The sequence below is a fragment of the 'Nostoc azollae' 0708 genome, from assembly GCF_000196515.1.
Classification (GTDB): domain Bacteria; phylum Cyanobacteriota; class Cyanobacteriia; order Cyanobacteriales; family Nostocaceae; genus Trichormus_B; species Trichormus_B azollae.
Genome location: NC_014248.1, coordinates 1,766,809 through 1,785,133, shown reverse-complemented (window position 1 = coordinate 1,785,133; position 18,325 = coordinate 1,766,809). Strand labels below are relative to the sequence as shown.

The following is an 18,325-nucleotide window of genomic DNA, read 5'->3' as shown; positions in this document are numbered from 1 at the left end:
GGCTTATAGTTAATAATTTAGTTTAACCATAACATACTTTATTTTTAATAGACAACTTTCTCGAAAAAATCCGTCTATTCTCTAGGATTTGTATCTGTAACAATTGATATAAGCTAAGTTTTCATATATGTCTAATTTCTGTAAGTAGCCATCATGAACTCCGTATCCTATAACCCATGAAAATAAATACTTTCTTAAGCATTCAGCTATCAGCTAATGACTTCGCTCCTGCTAGATATGGCCATCTGGGAAAATCGCTTAACCACTGACAGGCAGATTTCCAAATTCGTTCGTTTTCTTAGTTAGAAAATTTTACAAGACAAAAACGAACTTACAGAGTAAAATATGCCTTTTAACTGACACACAGGGTTGGCTTATGATGGCAATTACAGAAATTGTGCAGCAAGCTTTAACTACTGGCTATTTGAGCGTTATGGCACAAAACCAGCTCCGTAAACTTCTGCAAACTAATTATGACTCAGAAGACTTAGATGCTTTGATTATTCTACACCGTTCTATTGTGGCAGGTGAGGTCAAAAAAGAGTCACTCGGACAGAAAAATTACCGTTCTGTTAAACATAAGGACGCTTCATCAAATATCAAACTTGCTTATCAAGTCGCTGCTGAGATGGCCTTTGCCGCTGCGCTGGCTCTAACTATGTCACATAATCCCCATGATCGGCCTTCTGTAGGTGCATAATTGATGGCATTTTAATTTGTTTTTGAGCATAATATTAATTTTTGGTGAATTTTTGCAAGCCTGAGTGTAATAGCGCAAGCACTGATCTCCCTCTCCTAAACGTTAGTTGTGAAAATTGCTTTCTCAACTGTTGAATTGGACAAACTTTAGCTGTTTATGCCCATATAAATAGCAATGACAGAATTTTTTCCTTCCTAACTAGATATAATAATTAATTTATTAAGAAATAATTAAATTTTTTATATTAAGAAATAATTAAATTTTTTATAGTAAAAGATGTAGATAGCATCATAATGTGCGCTAATAGCCGTCACTAGTCACTAGTAAAATTCTCTTTTTGTATATCTTTAGCACTAAATTTTGTACTCCCTTGATTACTCATGGTAGGAAATTAGTGAAAGAAACCCATAGACCGATCACTTTTTTTGGTGTAAAGTCTAGCAAAGAGTGAGAGAATTATTCTCAATGCTTAACAAAGTCATCAAAAACTCACAAACTTAGTATAAAGAATTGGCAACATTGGGTAAAGACAGTAAACAATAACCATATCTGAATTTGAACTTTTGTCAAACTATGCAGCCAATTCGCACTTTTAACGTTTCTCCTTCCATACCCCAAAGACTAGAACCACTGCGGAAACTAGCATACAATCTGCACTTTGATTGGAATGTTGAGAGTAAAGACTTATTTCGTCGATTAGACCCTGATTTATGGGAATCTAGCCATCATAACCCGGTGTTAATGCTGGGTACTATTAGCCAAGGGCGGTTATTGGAAGTTGTAGAAGATGAAGGCTTCCTGGCACAAATGGATCGTGCTGCTCGTCAATTAGAGGATTATTTGCAAGAGCGCACTTGGTATCACAAACAACGCGGTCAGAAACAAAAGGAATGTTATGCTTATTTTTCTGCTGAGTTTGGACTGGTAGATTGTCTACCTGTTTATTCAGGTGGTCTAGGTGTACTAGCGGGGGATCACCTCAAATCTGCTAGTGATTTGGGATTACCTCTAGTTGGTGTGGGCTTGTTGTATCAACAAGGTTACTTTGCCCAGTATCTTAATGCTGATGGTTGGCAACAGGAACGCTACCCCATCAACGATTTTTATAATATGCCCTTGCATTTGGAGCGTAATCCTGATGGCTCTGAGCTGCGGATTGCGGTAGATTATCCAGGACGCAAGGTATACGCTAGGGTGTGGCGTGTGCAGGTGGGAACAGTGCCACTATATATGCTGGACACCAACATTGAACCAAACAAGGCTTACGACCACGACATCACTGATCAGTTGTATGGTGGTGATATTGATATGCGTATCCACCAGGAAATTATGCTGGGTATTGGTGGTGTCCAGATGTTGAAAGCCTTGGGGTATGAGGTTACTGCTTACCACATAAATGAAGGTCATGCAGCTTTCTCGGCTTTAGAACGCATCCGTATTCTGATTCAGGAAGAGGGTTTGAGTTATGCTCAAGCTAGACAGGTAGTGGCTTCTAGTAATATTTTTACTACCCACACTCCTGTACCAGCAGGTATTGATTTGTTTGCTCCTGATAAGATTTTGTATTATCTGGCTTACTACGCAGATATCTTTAGTTTGCCTAAAGAACAATTCTTGGGACTGGGACGAGAAAATACAGGGGATTTATCTGGTCCTTTCAGTATGGCGGTGCTGGCTCTGAAGATGGCAACATTTTCTAATGGTGTGGCACAATTGCACGGTGTGGTATCGCGGCAAATGTTCCAGGGTTTGTGGCAGAAGGTACCAGTTGAGGAAGTACCAATTGCGGCAATTACCAATGGTGTTCATGCTCGCAGTTGTGTGGCTAAATCAACTCAAGAGTTGTACGATCGCTATCTTGGACCCAACTGGTCATCAGCACCACCAGATAGTCAGTTATGGGAACGGATGGATTCTATTCCTGATGAAGAGTTATGGCGTAATCACGAACGCTGCCGATTAGATATGATCCTATATGTCCGGGAGCATTTGGTGAAGCATTTGCGCGCTCGCGGTGCTTCTGCTTCTGAGATTGCCCAAGCTCGAGAAGTTCTCGATCCCAATGTTTTGACCATTGGTTTTGCCCGTCGTTTTGCTACCTACAAACGTGCTACTTTATGGATGCGTGATTTGGAGAGAATTAAGCGGATTTTATTGGGTAATAAACACCGCAAGGTGCAATTTGTAATTGCTGGAAAAGCACACCCTAAAGATATTCCCGGTAAAGAATTGATTCGGGATATCAATCATTTTATCCACGAACAAAACTTGGAAAAACAGGTGGTGTTTGTTCCTAATTACGATATTCACATTGCCCGTCTGATGGTAGCAGGTTGTGATATCTGGTTAAATACTCCCCGTCGTCCCCGTGAAGCTTCTGGTACTAGTGGCATGAAGGCAGCTATGAATGGACTGCCTAATTTAAGCGTACTCGATGGCTGGTGGGATGAAGCTGATTATGTCCGCACTGGTTGGGCTATAGGACATGGTGAGAATTACGAAGATCCTAATTATCAGGATGAGGTAGAAGCTAACGCTCTCTATGAGTTACTAGAGAAGGAAGTTGTACCCCTATTCTATGATCACCGTGATGGGGATGGTTTACCTCGTCAATGGGTGGATAAAATGAAAGATGCAATTCGTTTGAATTGTCCTTTCTTTAACACAGCCCGTATGGTGCGGGAATATGCACAGAGGGCTTATTTCCCAGCGAGCGATCGGTATCGTACTCTCACACTTGATAACTACGGCCCAGCTAAAGAATTAGCGGCGTGGAAAGCAAAATTAGGTGAACACTGGTTTAACATCAAAATCAAAGATATTGATGTATCCGCAGCCTCAGAAATTGAGGTTAATCAAACTGTGGCAGTGAAAGCTAAGGTTGATTTAGCCACTTTAATAAATGATGATGTACGCGTGGAATTATATCAGGGTTCCATTGATGCTAATGGCGAAATTGTTAACGCTGTACCTGTGGTGATGGATTATCAAGGACAGGATAGCCAAGGTTTAAGTGTTTATACAGCCGATATCACTTACACCACCTCTGGTTTGCAAGGTTTATCTTTGCGAGTCTTACCACAAAACCAATACCTTTCTACTCCTTATGAACCCAGGTTAATCGCTTGGGCTGAGTAGTTAATTCCTTAAAATTAGGCGTTGCTGATTGAAGTTGGCAACGCCTTTTATTATGGTGGTTTTAACCATGCTGGACGTTTAAGTCTTGTGAAAATGACTTTTAAGGTTATTCAAGGTAGAGAAGATGCCCAGAAGTAAGCCTTTATAAGCTGTTACGCATTTACTTTTTTTGCCCAAAAAGATTTCTACAAGGACTATAGGCTACTAAATATAATATTAAATTTAGCTGCGTAATAGCTTACTATTAAAACTCCAAGACTCTTTCAGGTTCGATATTATAGATAATGAATTCAAAAATCCAGATATTTTCAGATGCTCTGCGATTTAAAATCTGAAGGTGATAATTGAGAGCAATAAATCTTTCAAATTTTATCTTGACAGCAATGTCTAATCTTTGCCGAGAAAATCTTACTTCCTGTTGCAGTTATATTTTAGCTTGGCAAAATGTTATAAGTCTTTATGTAGCTTGTGAAAAATCTAGAAAAACAGAATTTATGAAGGCTAATTACGACAAATTATTGACCCAAATCGCTGGGATACTAGGAGTAACTAGCGTCAGTCTCTTGATTACTTTACCATGTCAAGCAAAAGAAGTCCTCAATCCTCATCCCCATATTTTCCAAGAAGCTCCCTATAATCGGGATCAAGGTATTCAACCAAATTCTCATTCCATCTCTGGTGAACAGGCTTTAACAACAGAAAAGGGCAACAATAAAACTAAAACACAGGTAGCACAATCCAGTGGCAGTAGCAAAATTAACCCTAAACCAAGTATTTTCAACGAACCTCCCTATAACAGACGCACTGTACCCAGCGAAACCCTACCCGTTAAGCCACCAACAAAAACACCAAGCACTCCAGGAAATCAAAAACCAACAGCACCTGAACTAACACAACCACCCGCAGGGGCAACATCAAGCAAAAACGTCATAGAAGTAGCTGAATCAGCAGGTTCTTTTAAAACCCTCATCAAAGCCTTAGAAGCAGCTGGACTTACAGAAGTTTTGCAAGGAAATGGACCGTTCACAGTTTTTGCTCCCACTGATGCAGCTTTTGCCAAATTACCCCAAGATGCAGTGCAAGATTTGTTAAAGCCAGAAAACAAAGAAGTATTGGTCAAAGTTTTCACTTATCATGTAGTAGCTGGTAAAGTCTTTTCCCGTGATTTAAAATCTGGTCAAGTCACTAGTCTGCAAGGTGATCCAATTAGTGTTAAAGTCAATCCATCTGAAGGTGTATTAGTCAATGATGCTAAAGTAATTAAGGCAGATATTCCAGCGAGCAACGGCGTTATTCATGAAATTGATAATTTGATTTTGCCACCTAGTTTGTAGAACTAACCCCAATACCATTCAGTTAGGGAAAATTATCTGTTTAGGCAGGCAGAGGAAGTAGAGGAAGAGAAAGAGGCTCATCGGAACCATATTGGAACTAACCCCTTGCAAATTAGCTTTGCAAGGGGTTTACCGGAAGATTGGGTTTAAAGCCGCAACCTTAGAGGACGGTTTTTTATTTGTTTATGATTTTATCTGCAATACTTCTTGATAAAATACAGGCATGATAATTAGAGAAGCCAAACTATTAAACGGAACAAAAGAGCAATATTTGGTATCGGCTCAATAAGTAGGGGTAACAGAGGGAAATAACTGAAGCGAGGTACACAAAGTGTCATAAGATAGAACACATGATACAAGAGCTTATTTCAAATGACTTTTCAGTGTCTAATTTGCTCCAAACCATCGAGCCAAAAGGGATTGCAGAAGAGTCCATGCATCATACAGTAGAGGTATTACTGAACTTAATAGAGCAATTACAATCACAAGTTAAAGAATGACGGGCATAAAATCATTTTCTCTGAGCTAACAAGGTATTCAAGCTTGTCTGTATAATATTCCTTTCTGAAAACCTATAAATTTATAGGTTTGAAGCAAGTTCGACGGATAGAAACGAATAGTTTTGATGTTGTAGCAAAAATTTTTCATTTGCCTTTATCAAAATAAAACTAATTTCTTAGTTAACCTTTATAGTATAATCATTCCTCTAAAAATTTTTAATTATTAATATTGATTTACTTATCCAAGTATAAATAAATACTAGTTATTTGAACTTAATTAAAATATACTACTGGCTAGTATGGGTAGAAGATCATGAATTTAGAAAAAATAAGGGAACTTTCAATAAAGCAATTGAATCAAGTGATGCCAACCTCTTGAGAGAATGCTTTTATTTCCTTAAAACTACCTTATAAGATGCTCAAATTTATGCAGAACATTTTGATTTTCTTGCTGACTTAGTCAATCAAGACAAGTTTTTAGAATCAGGAGGAGAATGGTATTTCCTCATGCTCTTACAAGAAATGGTGTTAAATGTATGTAGCCGCTAATGAACAGCAGATTTTATTACCAGCGATACAAATAACAAACGAAGCATTTGATAATGTCAATCCAAAGATTATTGAAGAAGCTATTGAACAAGCTATAATTGCGGGTGAAGAAATACAGATGCAAGAATATGCTAATACCATAATATTGGCCTCTATGTCGATGAAGAATTATTTTCCCGAATATTACTTTGACCTAATTATTACTTTACTTAAACAGGAAGAATTTAGCTTCAAAGATTTCATGGCATTTCCTTAAAGTGATATAATTTAACTTTAGACTTTTATCTGATGCTCAAAAAGACAACCTGTTTCCATTACTAGAAACTTTAGATCCAGCTTTTACTGATTGGATGTCCTATTTTATCATTTCCGAAGTTTTAGGACAATGTTTTGCTGATGAATGGGCGTTTGAAATTTTATGCTCCTTCAGGAATTTGGCAGCAGAAGAACCACGCGTATATACAGAACTTATCTGGGCAAGAAATTATTCATCTAGCAGGAAGTAATAAATAGTATGATTCACCAGGGAGTGCAAAAGGCCGCAGCTTGGAATCATCAACATGATACGCCAATCAAGAAGCAGCAGCAGAAAATTCAACCCAAATCTGCTTCGTCATCAGGACTTTCAGCACAAGAAAGGATAGATTTTTTACCAAATGTCCCAGCTATACTCTAAATGGCTAAGACCTGGACTTTTTTAAATGTCTGAAAATTGAGAGTCAATAAGCTATCTAGCTTTTCTTGTTTGTCAGTGTTTGCAGTGATAATACAGTTAGAAATCGCTGCTTTGAAATCAGCCGAATTAGCATAGTATGTAGAGTATAAATATTCATCTATAACCCACATTTTTTTGCACTTCAAAGTGAAGTAAACTAAAACTACACTCAAGGAAAATTCAATATGATAATTTGGACAGCTAAGTAATATTTAAAATAATAAATCATAATTATGCAGTTAAAAATCACCAGCTTTAACAATATTTCTATGAAAAATCCAGTTCAACAGGAATATTTAATCTCAAGTTCTTATATTCTTAAAAATTCAAGAATATCTAATACATAATTAGATATTCTTAGGTGACTGAAGAATACTCTTCTTGACAAGAAATAGGACTAAATTGCAATATTTGACAACGTTCATTAATCGAGTTAATAATTCATTTGACTCTTTATGTAATCAGAAAATGAATTCCTTAGAAACATACGCCAGTTGTTACCTCCTTCAGAGGAGCTTCCCTAACAATTTGGGGAACCAGCCCAATGCACTGGCTCTGAAATATGCAAAGCAAAGTAGGAGGTTCTGTGAGTTTATTTACTTGATTTTTAACTGTAGATTTTTCAGTTTTCAAAGAGCTTCTTAGTTGCCTCTGTCCTAGATTATAAACCAAAAGAAACAATGGCATTAATATCATCATTGTCTCTACTCTTTCGGGATTTCTTACCAAATAACTATCTGCAATAAATAAAGGGTCTTTGATAAATCTAAATCCTCGTTCTGAAGATTGCTGCTGTTTATAGATTTTCAGTGTTTCTAGGGCTTCTAACTCTCTAGTATCTAAAATATTAGTTGCTAAAACAAATCTACCAGAAGAGTCTTGATAATTTGTAATTAACTCCTAATTTTCCATCAATTCACCTCTAACTTGATAAACTATGAGTCTGTTAATACCTTACGGATCTATGGTTATAGCTTGCGTGACGACGTAGGAGTCTTACACCAAGCTGCACATCAGCCCTTAGCAATTTTTCTAAGAATGCCTGTATTAATTACCAAGGTAATTAACTATGTTTATTTAAGTTCTATAGGTACTTTTAGTAGCAGTATATATATACTACAAAATGAAGTGGAGAATATGGGTTCTATAAACCATGAACAAGAATCCCCATCCGTTTTACGGCGGGGAGTATGTCAATTCCATGCAATAGGCTATAAGTTAGCGAGATTTCGCAGTAGTTTTACCATCTCCAGATTTTATTTCCTGAAGCAACTGTGGTAGCAACTGCTCTAATTTCTGTGCTGTCTGTTCTTCTTGTTGCAGGTTTTGTTGTAGCAACTGCACTACTTCTCGTTGTCCCATCTGTTCAGCACCTTTGATCAAGCCACGATAGCAGGCAATCTCGAAATGCTCAACTTTTGACTGTCCTCCTATTAAACCCAATTCCAAAATTGTGGGATTATCAGGAGCTAGTAGCATGAGTTTTTGACCATCGCTAATCACACCAGCAGCAGCATTACAAGTTACCCGTTGTGGCTGTTGTCCCAAGGTACTAAAAACCTTCTCTAAGTTCCTAATTTGCTGCTCAGTTTCCCCGATGTGTGTCTCAATTAAAGACTGAAATTGATTGTTTTGACAACATTGCCACATCACTTGCTGTGCTTCTAAAAATCGATTTTCTGCATCGTACATTGCACCAACTTCATAGATGAATTTATCTTGGAAGCTGGTGATTTTTTTAACCCCTGGACGTTCGCTAAGTTGAACCATTGTGATTCTCCTGAAGGTTTGACCCTGTAATCTAAATTCGTACCTTTTAACCCTACGTTTAGCCTTCAGTGTTCTCGTCATCCCTGAGATACAGTTTCAATGTTACGTTTGGCTACAACTTGAATACATAGCTATGAGACTTAAGACAGATATCAATAAATCACTTTTTTGTTTGTTGAGTCTGGGTGTGAGATATGGCGTGTAGGACTTACTGTGAATTACTTAAAGTAAACATAAGTAAAGAATATGATTTAAAATATAATGATTGCTCCCAGCTTAGAGGCAATTTCTACTCAGTTAGAAAGTCCAAATTTAGGCGATCATATGGTAGCTCTTGCCAGCTTACACCATATAATATCAGCAGAAGAGGCAAGTACCTTTGATTAAAAAGGTCTTAAATAATGATAAATCTCTGCAACTAAGTTCCATGGCCATATTTGCTCTAGGTATCAAACAAACATCAGAATGTTATCTGAACTTAGTGAGAATTCTGGAAACAGACCCAGATTATGACATCTGTGCTGGTGCATGCTGCCTGTACTTTAGGATATTTGGGTGATAACAGAGCAGTTGAAGCACTATCACGAGGTTTTTTTTTATTGAGATACTGGCTAGTTAGATTTAGTGCGGCTGTTTCTTTAGGCAATATTAAAGACTCTCGTGCATACAATATCCTCATCCAAGCACTGGATAGCAAAGAAGTAGTCATCCAACAGGCAGCTATTTCAGCTTTAGGAGAAATTAAATCCATTGAATCTGTAGATTCTATCCTGCGCTTTGCCCAAGCAAAGGATTGGTTAGTGCGCCAACGTCTTGCAGAAGCCTTGGGTAATCTCCCCACACGCAAAACCATCTCAGCGTTGAAATACCTAGAAAAAGACAGTCATCCTCACGTTGCTGAATCCGCGAGTATTTCTCTTCAGAGACTTGAGGAAATAGGTAATCAAATTTAAGATAAACGCTTCTTGTTACCTTTTAATAATAAAAGTGGGATTTTTGTGTATTTCGATCCAGGATAATTTGATTCATGAATATTGAAGAATTTTTTGAGTTAAGTGCTGGTAAATGGTTTTCACACCGTACAAGTCACCATTTAGCCTTTAAGCAATCGGAAGATGGTAAATCAGACATCGTAATTGAGACGCTGACCGCAGATCATCCAGAAGTAGTGAAACTGTGTGAACAGTATGAAGTTGATCCTAGTGCGGCTTCCTGTAGTGCGAGAGTTACCTGGAAGGGAACAATGGAATGGGACGAAGAAAAACACGAAGGTTGTACTGTGTTGGTAACAGTACCGGATGCAAATAAACCCGGTGAAGGTAAGTTACTGCGAGAAATGGGTTATGCAGAAAAAGCACCCGTAGCAGGAACCTACAAAATTGGTGAAGATGGGGCTTTAACTCTTATTACTGAGTATGAAACCATGTGGTCTGAGGAAAGACTATGGTTTGCTAGTCCCAACTTGCGGATGCGAGTAAGCCTACTAAAGCGATTTGGTGGCTTTAGTATGGCTTCCTTTACCTCTGAAATTCGTATAGGTAACACTACTGCATCAACAGAATCTACTGAAGCGGCTAATGCAGTTCAAGCAACCGCAGGTTAAACGCTTTTTAATTTGCAAAGTAGGGGTTTAGCATTGTTAAACCCTTACCAGTTTGTTCCAAAATACATATAGAGAAAAAGATTTAGGAATACCAAGTTTTTTAGAATATCCAATCCTTAATCCTTCCTGTTTATCCCATCTTTACTACCAACTAACCGAGGTAAATAATCCTTCTCAACTTGATTTTTAATCAAATGTACTAGCAGCACCTTTAGAAAAGACTTAACTTGCCGTAGGATCGCCTTTTCGCTCATTCCCTCCAACTCATCTACAATAGCTAAAGCATCTGCACAACGCTTTTCTAAAATACTATTTTTGAGGTCTATTAATTCCTATGTCATTTTGATTAACCTCAAATCAATTTAACTAATCTGAATCTAATTCACAATTTTAGATAGATAGAAATGAAATGGGGAAGATGAAAAAAATAAACTCCCCTTAGCTTTTAAATCTGTAATACGCGAGCGATCGCTTCAGGAAGTGGCAATACAATTAACAATAACACTGCTATTGCTAGTAAACCTAAAACATCCCGTTTATTGTCTAGTTCTGTCACATCGTTGAGAGTGGGTTCATCAATTAAGGGAATAAATAATAACAAAATTGCCCACAACAAAAGTTCCTGCCGGACAAAAGACAATAATAGTAACAACAAGCGAGCAATGTGACCAATAACAACTGCGGTGCGTTGTCCAAACATGGCATGAACTATATGACCACCATCTAGTTGTCCTACTGGCATCAAATTTAATGCTGTCACAATCAAACCCAAAAATCCAGCTATTGCCAGGGGATGCAAATCAAGAGCGGATTTTGCGGTTAATTCACTACCCAGGGCTAACTTTGAAAGTAAAGCTAATAAAATTGAATATTTAGGATTAAGGGCATTGGGATTTAACATTCCCATTTTGTCGTTTAAAGAGACTACTTCAGAATGGGATAAACCCCATAAAAGTAACGGCAAAGTAGCAATAAAACCAGCAGTTGGCCCCGCAATACTCACATCAAATAAAGCTTTGCGGTTGGGTATTGGACTTCGTATTTGGATAAATGCACCAAAAGTTCCTAAGAAAAAAGGTACAGGAATAAAATATGGCAAGGTCGAGCTAATTTTATGGAATCTGGCTGTAAAATAGTGACCAAGTTCATGGATTCCCAAAATAGTAATTAACCCTAAAGCGTAGGGTAAACCATTTGCAAGCAGAGTGAAGTCAGATGTCAGTTTCGTTAATTCCACTCCCTCAATTTGCGAACCGATCAAAGTAGTAGTGATTAAAGTCAGGAACAGCAGAAAAAGTGCCGTTCCTACTTGAGTCAAGTTTTCTAGACCGCGTCTTGTATTTTGTTTACTCGCTTGAGTATTAGGAACGAGGACAAAGAATGGTTTACCATCCATACCTTCTTGAAATATCACCAAGAAGCGATCACCAAATTGCCCTTCAATATTAGTTTTAATTTGCTGGTAAGCCTGACTAGCACCAGTTCTTAACTGACCCCGACAGATCACAGCTTGGGGTCGATATTCAATATTTTGAATATAGTATACAGACCAAGGGAAACAACTTCGCAGATTAGTTTCTTCTATTGGTTCAATGGGACGAACAGGTAATAGTTCTGCGTGAGAATGATTAGCCAATTGAGATCCTGTAGCTTGGGGTTGAGTCTGGGTATCTCTTGGTATTTGACGACCCGACTGAAATAATATCCAGTATAACAGCAGACAGATAAATAAAGGCCAAATAATCAGTGCTGGTGGGGGTGGTTGTTTTGCACCATAGATCAGCGTCCAACCAATCAAGATAAATGCTGGTGTCATTAATACCAGCCACAGTAACCAAACTGGTGTTCTGGTAATGTGAGAAACACTAAGCTGAACTATGAGATAAGTAAGCCCCATAAAGAGGAGAAACCAAAGTGCCATGTTATGTTCACTAATGTTGACCGAAAATAGGGTGTATGGTGTAGGGAAAGACTGTTAAACCGTAAAGGTTTTTCTTTCTTCCGGAAAATTCTTTGTGGTTGAGTGATGTCTTAGCTCCTCAACTCCTTTTCTCTGATGGATATGGGTTATTCTGGACATTGAAAACGCTTTCCACCCAAAAATTCTCTTCAGATAGCGGTACTTCTGTTAAAGAGACCTACGACGAAATAAGAATTCTTGATTTTGAAATCCTTTGATTTATGTCTCCTTTACCTCAACAACCAAGTTATACAATTAAGCCCCCACAGATTGTACTTTCTAGTGAAATGCCAGTACGAGAAATTCTTCCTACTTGGACGGCAACAGAAGCACCATCTACCGACTTGAGCATCAGTAAAATTTTTGCCTTTCCACCAAATCGAGATACATTAGGAGGGACTTCTTATCTTATTGTAAGAAGTGAAGCTAATATTCTCATCGACTGCCCAGCCCCAGAGCAAATAAATGAGGATTTTTGGGAATGCCTGCAACATACTAACCCAAAGCAAGTCGGTGTGCGTTGGTTGTTTATTACTCATCGTGGTGCTATTGGTAAAGCAGCAGAAATTCAGCAAGCTCTTGGTTGTGAGATTTTGATTCAAGAGCAAGAAGCTTATTTATTACCTGGCTTAACTGTCACTGCCTTTGGTCAAGAATTCGCTCTTGATGCCACCACACAAATTATCTGGACACCAGGCCATTCTCCAGGCTCCTCATGTCTATACTATCGTGAATTTGGGGGAGTTCTTTTTTCAGGACGGCATTTAGTCCCCAACCTCCAAGGGGAACCCATGCCATTACGCACTGCAAAAACTTTTCACTGGCCAAGACAAATTAAAAGCACTCAAGCTTTGTGCGATCGCTTTACACCAGAAACCCTACAATACATTTGCCCTGGCGCTAATATAGGTTTACTCCGAAGCAAACACACCATAGACCAAGCTTATCAACGATTAGTCATGAATCAAACCATTAGTCATGAATCAAACCATTAGTTAGTTATTAGTTATTAGTTATTAGTTATTGGTCATTAGTTATTTAACTTATACTCCCTTCCCACTAAAAGAATAAGGTCATACTAATAGGGTAGAGGGATAATACTTCTGCGTAAGGTGGAATCCCACACCCCTAATTTCATACTGGGAAGGGAGTAACTGACTACGAACCAGCTACAACCAAATCTTTGGTTAGCAGTTCCATTGCAGCTTGATATTGACTATCCCCTTCCGTCCCAATTTGCTCCCGTGTAATTGGTTGTTGGGGAATTAGTTTGTCTGGTTTAATACCTAACTTGTTAATGTCTCTGTGCTTGGGAGTTTCATACTTGGCAATTGTCACTGCTAAACCTGAACCATCTGATAATTCAAACAAAGATTGAATTAGACCTTTACCAAAGGTCGTTTCACCTACTAACTGGGCGCGTTTATTGTCTTGTAGGGCACCAGCAAGGATTTCACTAGCACTAGCAGTTCCTTCATTCACCAAAATCACCAAGGGATCTTGTGTTAACGCTGGGCCAAGGGCTTCAAAATTGCCCTGAATACCTTGACGATTGACAGTGTAGACAATTGTGCCTGAATCTAACCACTGACGGGCAACTTCAATTCCGGCTTGTAATAGCCCACCAGGATTATTTCGCAAATCAAGAATGTAGGCAACTGCGCCTTTTTTTTCTAGGCTATTAAGAGCGTCTGCCAACCTGATTACCACATTAGCATTAAATTGAGTTAGGCGTAAGTAGCCAATGGGTTTTCCTTCGGGGGATAAACGCAATTCAGCTACTACAGGATTAAGTTCTATGCGATCGCGCACTAATATCACTTCTTTGTATTCCTTTCCCTCTCGTGCAATCAAGAGAGTTACAACACTACCAACGGGACCGCGCATCCGTTTAGCAGCTTCATCAAGAGTCAGATTTTCTGTAGATAATCCTTCGATTTTCAAGATGCGATCGCGAGGTCTTAACCCTGCTTTCTCAGCCGGTGAACCCTCTATAGGTGTAATTACCTCCAATCCACCCGTCTGGGGATTGAGCGCAATTTGTAAACCCACTCCGGTCAGTTCTCCAGAAGTATTAACTTGCAAACTGCGGTATTGCTCTGGGTCTAAAAACCTGGTAAAAGGGTCATCAAGGCTTTTTAGCATCTTCTGAATAGCCCTGTATGCTGCTTGGTCATTTGGCAGTGGTTTCCTTAGCGCCTGTTGACGTACATCAGCCCAGTTTTGATGATTAAATGTTTCATCCAGATAAGAGCGATTAACAATTCGCCAAACCTCAGAAACTAGCTTTTGCTCCTGTGTTAAAGCCATTGCAGGTGAAACAAGCGAGCCAAAACCCAAACAAAAAGCCAAAAGTAATGAAAATCCCAACCGAAAAACCTGTTTGTTCATGAACCCCATTTTCCATTCCATGTCAACCCAAACTACCTAGAACTGACCATTTACCACGTTTTTGATGAAATCTATCTCTCGATTATGTTACTTTTTTTATAGAAGAGGTCATTGCTCTCATTAAGTTGTTAAGCAACAGGTGCTTAGTATATCCCTCCTCAAAAACGATAAAATCTACTTTGTCACCAACATTTTCAGCGTTGGCTTGCAAAGAGATCGCAATATATTCCATATTTACAGAATGTTAAGTTTCTGAAAACCTTAACCATTCTTCGACAAAGCTACTCTTTGTGAAAATCCCAAAATTTCTATTGGGAGATATATCAACCGCAACTGATTTTTAGGAACTTGAGATTGTATGGCCAACGTTTATGACTGGTTTGAGGAACGCTTAGACCTTGAAGCGATCGCTGAAGATGTAACCAGTAAGTACGTACCTCCCCACGTCAATATTTTTTACTGCTTGGGTGGAATTACCCTAGTTTGCTTCCTGATCCAGTTTGCCACTGGATTTGCAATGACATTCTACTACAAGCCCACAGTAGCGGAAGCTTATTCCTCGGTACAGTACATCATGAATGAAGTCAACTTCGGTTGGCTGATTCGCTCCATTCACCGCTGGTCTGCCAGCATGATGGTGCTAATGATGATTCTGCACGTCTTCCGAGTTTATCTAACCGGTGGTTTCAAAAAGCCCCGTGAACTAACTTGGGTCAGCGGTGTCATTCTCGCTGTCATCACAGTTTCCTTTGGTGTTACTGGCTACTCCCTGCCTTGGGATCAAGTTGGTTATTGGGCTGTGAAAATTGTTAGTGGTGTACCAGAAGCAATTCCAGTAGTTGGTGTTCTGATTTCTGACTTACTACGTGGTGGTTCTAGTGTCGGTCAAGCTACACTAACTCGCTATTATAGCGCCCACACTTTCGTTCTACCTTGGCTGATTGCAGTATTCATGCTGTTCCACTTCTTGATGATCCGCAAGCAAGGTATTTCTGGACCTTTGTAATCTAAAGTTATCAGTGAATAGGTAAAAACTGTTTCCAGATCAAAGTAGTTTGTTTTAAACTTAGAACTAGTAATATTTAATTTAAGTTAAAAACAGACACTATTCTCTGAAAGCTTTAAGCCCTAAACACTATAGACACTTACTTCAACCAACAAAGCAAAACTTAGTGTCATACTAAATTTGTGGCTTACCACCAAACGGCAAAGCGTGGGGCTTACCTAAATAGCTGATAGCTTTCACAAATGCTTTAACGTAACCTAAGCAGGAGAGCGCATTTAAAAATGTCAACGCAAAAAAAACCGGATCTGAGCGATCCTCAGTTAAGAGCTAAACTAGCTAAAGGCATGGGTCACAACTACTATGGTGAACCTGCTTGGCCCAATGATTTGCTCTATGTATTCCCCATCGTGATTATGGGTTCATTCGCTTGTATTGTGGCTCTAGCTGTGCTAGATCCCTCAATGACCGGTGAACCTGCTAATCCTTTTGCTACTCCTTTAGAAATTCTGCCGGAGTGGTATCTTTATCCGGTTTTCCAAATTTTACGCTCACTTCCTAACAAACTGTTAGGAGTGTTGGCTATGGCTTCTGTCCCCTTGGGGCTGATTGTAGTTCCCTTCATTGAGAACGTTAATAAGTTCCAAAACCCCTTCCGCCGTCCAGTAGCAACAACAGTATTTTTGTTTGGTACTCTTGTCACTATCTGGTTAGGTATTGGCGCTGCGTTGCCATTGGATAAATCTCTAACTTTGGGACTGTTCTAATTCAGTTTCCACAACGTGCTGTAATGCCTGTGAGTTTCAAGAGCATATAGCAAAGTTAGCTGTATAATGATGACTAGCCGTAAAATCTATACAGCCCATTAGCTGCTTATACTTCTGACTCTGACTTATATGCTCTTGAAAATCAAGGCGTTAGCTTTTATGAGAAAATAGGGAGAAATTAAAATCCAGACTTTATCTTAAATTTTCAGTTTTGGATGTAAAATAAAATCTATTCCAGAATCTCAACCCACCAAAAAAGAAAGAACAGCGATATTTCTCACTTACTTAATATTCTAGTCAAGGTCAATGCTTACCATAGTGCAGCAAGACCATCTGACGGTGAAGAGCGATCTTAAGTTCTTCAACCAAGTGCAACAATGGTTTGAAAAATTTTCTCTGCAATATTTAATTCAACGAGGCTGGTCAAAAAGTCAACTTTATCGCCTCAACCTAGCATTGGTAGAAGGATTTACCAACGCCGTTCGTCATGCTCATTTGTCTTTACCCCCAGAAACAACTATAGAGATTGAATTGAGTCTGTGGATGGATAGACTAGAGATGAGAATTTGGGATTATGGGAAACCATTTGATCCGAATGAGGTTCCTGAACCAAAACCAGATAATCTACAAGATCATGGGTACGGATGGGTAATCATTCGGCGTGTAGCAGATCATTTTGTTTATGAACGTGATTCTGACAGCAGAAATTGTCTGTTAATTGTCCGTTAATCAAACATTGGGACTGCGATTAATTTCTTTTTAAGCCAAGTCAAAGGGAACAGGTTTGAAAGTCCTTTTGTGTTTTTATGTAAATTCTGTACCTTGGGCAAGAGCATACGGTTATCAATCACCAGTCCGTTAATCAAACATTGGGACTGCGATTAATTTCTTTTTAAGCCAAGTCAAAAAGCAAAATTTCTGCTTTGAGATTTGCACTAATTTGTAACTTCTCTTCTCCAGTAATTTCTACTCCGTCACCTGCTATGACTTCCTGACCATTTAAGGTTGCTTCACCTGTGGCTATTTGCAACCAGCCATAACGATGGGTTTGGATATGATAAGTTATCATCACCCTTGTCTAAAATAGATGTGTATAAATCAACGTCTTGCTGAATAGTTACAGCACCATGGCGTCCGTCTTTAGCAGCAATTAAACGCAGTTTCCCCTGTTTTTCTTCTACAGGAAAAGTTTTTTGGTCATATCTTGGTGTTAATCCCTGTTGATCTACCAAAATCCATATTTGTAGCATTTGTAGCAAGTGCAATGCTTCCGTTTGCGAGTGATTAAATTCGCTATGCATGATACCAGTACCAGCACTCATAATCTGTGCTTCACCAGGACAAATTACTGAACCTGTACCGAAACTATCTTTATGTTTGACTGCATCTGATAGAACATAGGTGAATATTTCCATATCCCGATGTCCATGAGTAGCGAATCCTCCTCCTGGTGCAATACGATCATCATTCATTACTCTGAGAGAACCAAATCCCATCCCTTTGGGATCATAAAAATGACTGCAGGAAAAAAGTATAGTAACTATCAAGCCAGTCAACTTGACTATGACCCCGTGAATTTCGGTTATGAATGATATGCTTAATGGTATTAAGAGACATAATTTCACCTCATGAGGTATTTGTATTTAATTTGTATACTAAAAACGGTTTAAAAGTGTCATTTTGAACGTTCACGGAGCGTCTCTGAAAGAGATAGTGAAGAATCTCTGAGATACTAGAGCCTAAGGCAAGCTCCGCGTTTACCCAGTGTCCCGAAGGGATACACTGCACTACGTTAGCTATTGCTTACGACAGCCATGGCTTAAGACACGCTGCGCTATTCAGTATAACATCAGTCCAAGTCTCACCATTTTGCAGTATAAATAATCTATTTTGTT

14 protein-coding genes and 3 pseudogenes are annotated in these 18,325 nt (G+C 38.9%); 11 read left to right on the top strand and 6 right to left on the bottom strand.

Annotation, left to right across the window (positions count from 1 at the left end):
- Positions 1–376 precede the first annotated feature (376 nt).
- From AAZO_RS08175 to AAZO_RS35105, 5 genes are all read left to right on the top strand, one after another.
- Positions 377–700: a hypothetical protein gene (locus tag AAZO_RS08175; protein ID WP_013190886.1), complete on the top strand. Its 324-nt coding sequence runs from the start codon at positions 377–379 to the stop codon at positions 698–700.
- Between the two features lie 573 nt (positions 701–1,273).
- Positions 1,274–3,838: an alpha-glucan family phosphorylase gene (gene glgP, locus AAZO_RS08170; RefSeq protein WP_013190885.1), complete on the top strand. Its 2,565-nt coding sequence runs from the start codon at positions 1,274–1,276 to the stop codon at positions 3,836–3,838.
- A gap of 494 nt (positions 3,839–4,332) precedes the next feature.
- Positions 4,333–5,172, top strand: a complete 840-nt coding sequence (locus AAZO_RS08165; RefSeq protein WP_013190884.1) for a fasciclin domain-containing protein — start codon at positions 4,333–4,335, stop codon at positions 5,170–5,172.
- Between the two features lie 1,032 nt (positions 5,173–6,204).
- Complete coding sequence (locus tag AAZO_RS08160) at positions 6,205–6,477, top strand: hypothetical protein (protein ID WP_013190882.1); 273 nt, start codon at positions 6,205–6,207, stop codon at positions 6,475–6,477.
- Positions 6,478–6,735: 258 nt separating this feature from the next.
- The gene (locus AAZO_RS35105; RefSeq protein WP_013190880.1) at positions 6,736–6,897 is read left to right on the top strand and encodes a hypothetical protein; all 162 of its coding nucleotides are present in this window, start codon (positions 6,736–6,738) and stop codon (positions 6,895–6,897) included.
- Here the strand turns inward: AAZO_RS35105 and AAZO_RS35100 are convergent.
- The 3 genes and pseudogenes from AAZO_RS35100 to AAZO_RS08150 form a co-directional block, all read right to left on the bottom strand.
- On the bottom strand, positions 6,894–7,067 hold the full coding sequence (locus AAZO_RS35100; protein ID WP_013190879.1) for a hypothetical protein: 174 nt from the start codon (positions 7,065–7,067) through the stop codon (positions 6,894–6,896). The two genes, AAZO_RS35105 and AAZO_RS35100, sit on opposite strands and share 4 nt — an antisense overlap.
- A gap of 424 nt (positions 7,068–7,491) precedes the next feature.
- Positions 7,492–7,806, bottom strand: a pseudogene (locus AAZO_RS43520) (IS1634 family transposase); the annotation flags it as partial.
- Positions 7,807–8,154: 348 nt separating this feature from the next.
- Positions 8,155–8,706 carry a YciE/YciF ferroxidase family protein gene (locus tag AAZO_RS08150; protein WP_013190877.1) on the bottom strand — a complete coding sequence of 184 codons (552 nt, stop codon included), beginning with the start codon at positions 8,704–8,706 and terminating at the stop codon, positions 8,155–8,157.
- Positions 8,707–8,967: 261 nt separating this feature from the next.
- Here AAZO_RS08150 and AAZO_RS08145 point away from each other — a divergent pair.
- Both AAZO_RS08145 and AAZO_RS08140 read left to right on the top strand, forming a co-directional pair.
- Positions 8,968–9,659, top strand: a pseudogene (locus AAZO_RS08145) (HEAT repeat domain-containing protein).
- Between the two features lie 74 nt (positions 9,660–9,733).
- Positions 9,734–10,309 carry a phycobiliprotein lyase gene (locus tag AAZO_RS08140; RefSeq protein WP_013190876.1) on the top strand — a complete coding sequence of 192 codons (576 nt, stop codon included), beginning with the start codon at positions 9,734–9,736 and terminating at the stop codon, positions 10,307–10,309.
- A gap of 445 nt (positions 10,310–10,754) precedes the next feature.
- On the opposite strand, the gene AAZO_RS08130 is transcribed toward AAZO_RS08140, so the two are convergent.
- Entirely contained in the window at positions 10,755–12,230 is a 1,476-nt protein-coding gene (locus tag AAZO_RS08130) for a site-2 protease family protein (protein ID WP_013190875.1), read from the bottom strand.
- Positions 12,231–12,490: 260 nt separating this feature from the next.
- Between AAZO_RS08130 and AAZO_RS08125 the strand changes: the two genes are divergently transcribed.
- Positions 12,491–13,264, top strand: a complete 774-nt coding sequence (locus AAZO_RS08125; RefSeq protein WP_013190874.1) for an MBL fold metallo-hydrolase — start codon at positions 12,491–12,493, stop codon at positions 13,262–13,264.
- A 163-nt stretch (positions 13,265–13,427) separates the two neighbouring features.
- Here AAZO_RS08125 and ctpA read toward each other — a convergent pair whose 3' ends face one another.
- A complete protein-coding gene (gene ctpA / locus AAZO_RS08120; protein WP_013190873.1) occupies positions 13,428–14,669 on the bottom strand; it encodes a carboxyl-terminal processing protease CtpA in 1,242 nt (413 codons plus the stop codon).
- 349 nt (positions 14,670–15,018) lie between these two features.
- Between ctpA and petB the strand changes: the two genes are divergently transcribed.
- The 3 genes from petB to AAZO_RS08105 all read left to right on the top strand — a co-directional run bounded on the left by petB (position 15,019) and on the right by AAZO_RS08105 (position 17,159).
- Positions 15,019–15,666 carry a cytochrome b6 gene (gene petB / locus AAZO_RS08115; protein ID WP_013190871.1) on the top strand — a complete coding sequence of 216 codons (648 nt, stop codon included), beginning with the start codon at positions 15,019–15,021 and terminating at the stop codon, positions 15,664–15,666.
- 281 nt (positions 15,667–15,947) lie between these two features.
- On the top strand, positions 15,948–16,430 hold the full coding sequence (gene petD, locus AAZO_RS08110) for a cytochrome b6-f complex subunit IV (RefSeq protein WP_013190870.1): 483 nt from the start codon (positions 15,948–15,950) through the stop codon (positions 16,428–16,430).
- Positions 16,431–16,736: 306 nt separating this feature from the next.
- Positions 16,737–17,159, top strand: coding sequence for an ATP-binding protein (locus AAZO_RS08105; RefSeq protein WP_013190869.1), 423 nt, complete (start codon positions 16,737–16,739; stop codon positions 17,157–17,159).
- A 163-nt stretch (positions 17,160–17,322) separates the two neighbouring features.
- Here AAZO_RS08105 and AAZO_RS08100 read toward each other — a convergent pair.
- A pseudogene (locus tag AAZO_RS08100) lies at positions 17,323–18,047 on the bottom strand (pirin family protein).
- Positions 18,048–18,325: the final 278 nt, after the last annotated feature.

Coding starts and splice junctions, on each gene's coding strand:
- AAZO_RS08175 (WP_013190886.1), top strand. CDS start 377: ATGATGGCAATTACAGAAATTGTGCAGCAAGCTTTAACTACTGGCTAT.
- glgP (WP_013190885.1), top strand. CDS start 1,274: ATGCAGCCAATTCGCACTTTTAACGTTTCTCCTTCCATACCCCAAAGA.
- AAZO_RS08165 (WP_013190884.1), top strand. CDS start 4,333: ATGAAGGCTAATTACGACAAATTATTGACCCAAATCGCTGGGATACTA.
- AAZO_RS08160 (WP_013190882.1), top strand. CDS start 6,205: ATGTATGTAGCCGCTAATGAACAGCAGATTTTATTACCAGCGATACAA.
- AAZO_RS35105 (WP_013190880.1), top strand. CDS start 6,736: ATGATTCACCAGGGAGTGCAAAAGGCCGCAGCTTGGAATCATCAACAT.
- AAZO_RS35100 (WP_013190879.1), bottom strand. CDS start 7,067: ATGTGGGTTATAGATGAATATTTATACTCTACATACTATGCTAATTCG.
- AAZO_RS08150 (WP_013190877.1), bottom strand. CDS start 8,706: ATGGTTCAACTTAGCGAACGTCCAGGGGTTAAAAAAATCACCAGCTTC.
- AAZO_RS08140 (WP_013190876.1), top strand. CDS start 9,734: ATGAATATTGAAGAATTTTTTGAGTTAAGTGCTGGTAAATGGTTTTCA.
- AAZO_RS08130 (WP_013190875.1), bottom strand. CDS start 12,230: ATGGCACTTTGGTTTCTCCTCTTTATGGGGCTTACTTATCTCATAGTT.
- AAZO_RS08125 (WP_013190874.1), top strand. CDS start 12,491: ATGTCTCCTTTACCTCAACAACCAAGTTATACAATTAAGCCCCCACAG.
- ctpA (WP_013190873.1), bottom strand. CDS start 14,669: ATGGGGTTCATGAACAAACAGGTTTTTCGGTTGGGATTTTCATTACTT.
- petB (WP_013190871.1), top strand. CDS start 15,019: ATGGCCAACGTTTATGACTGGTTTGAGGAACGCTTAGACCTTGAAGCG.
- petD (WP_013190870.1), top strand. CDS start 15,948: ATGTCAACGCAAAAAAAACCGGATCTGAGCGATCCTCAGTTAAGAGCT.
- AAZO_RS08105 (WP_013190869.1), top strand. CDS start 16,737: ATGCTTACCATAGTGCAGCAAGACCATCTGACGGTGAAGAGCGATCTT.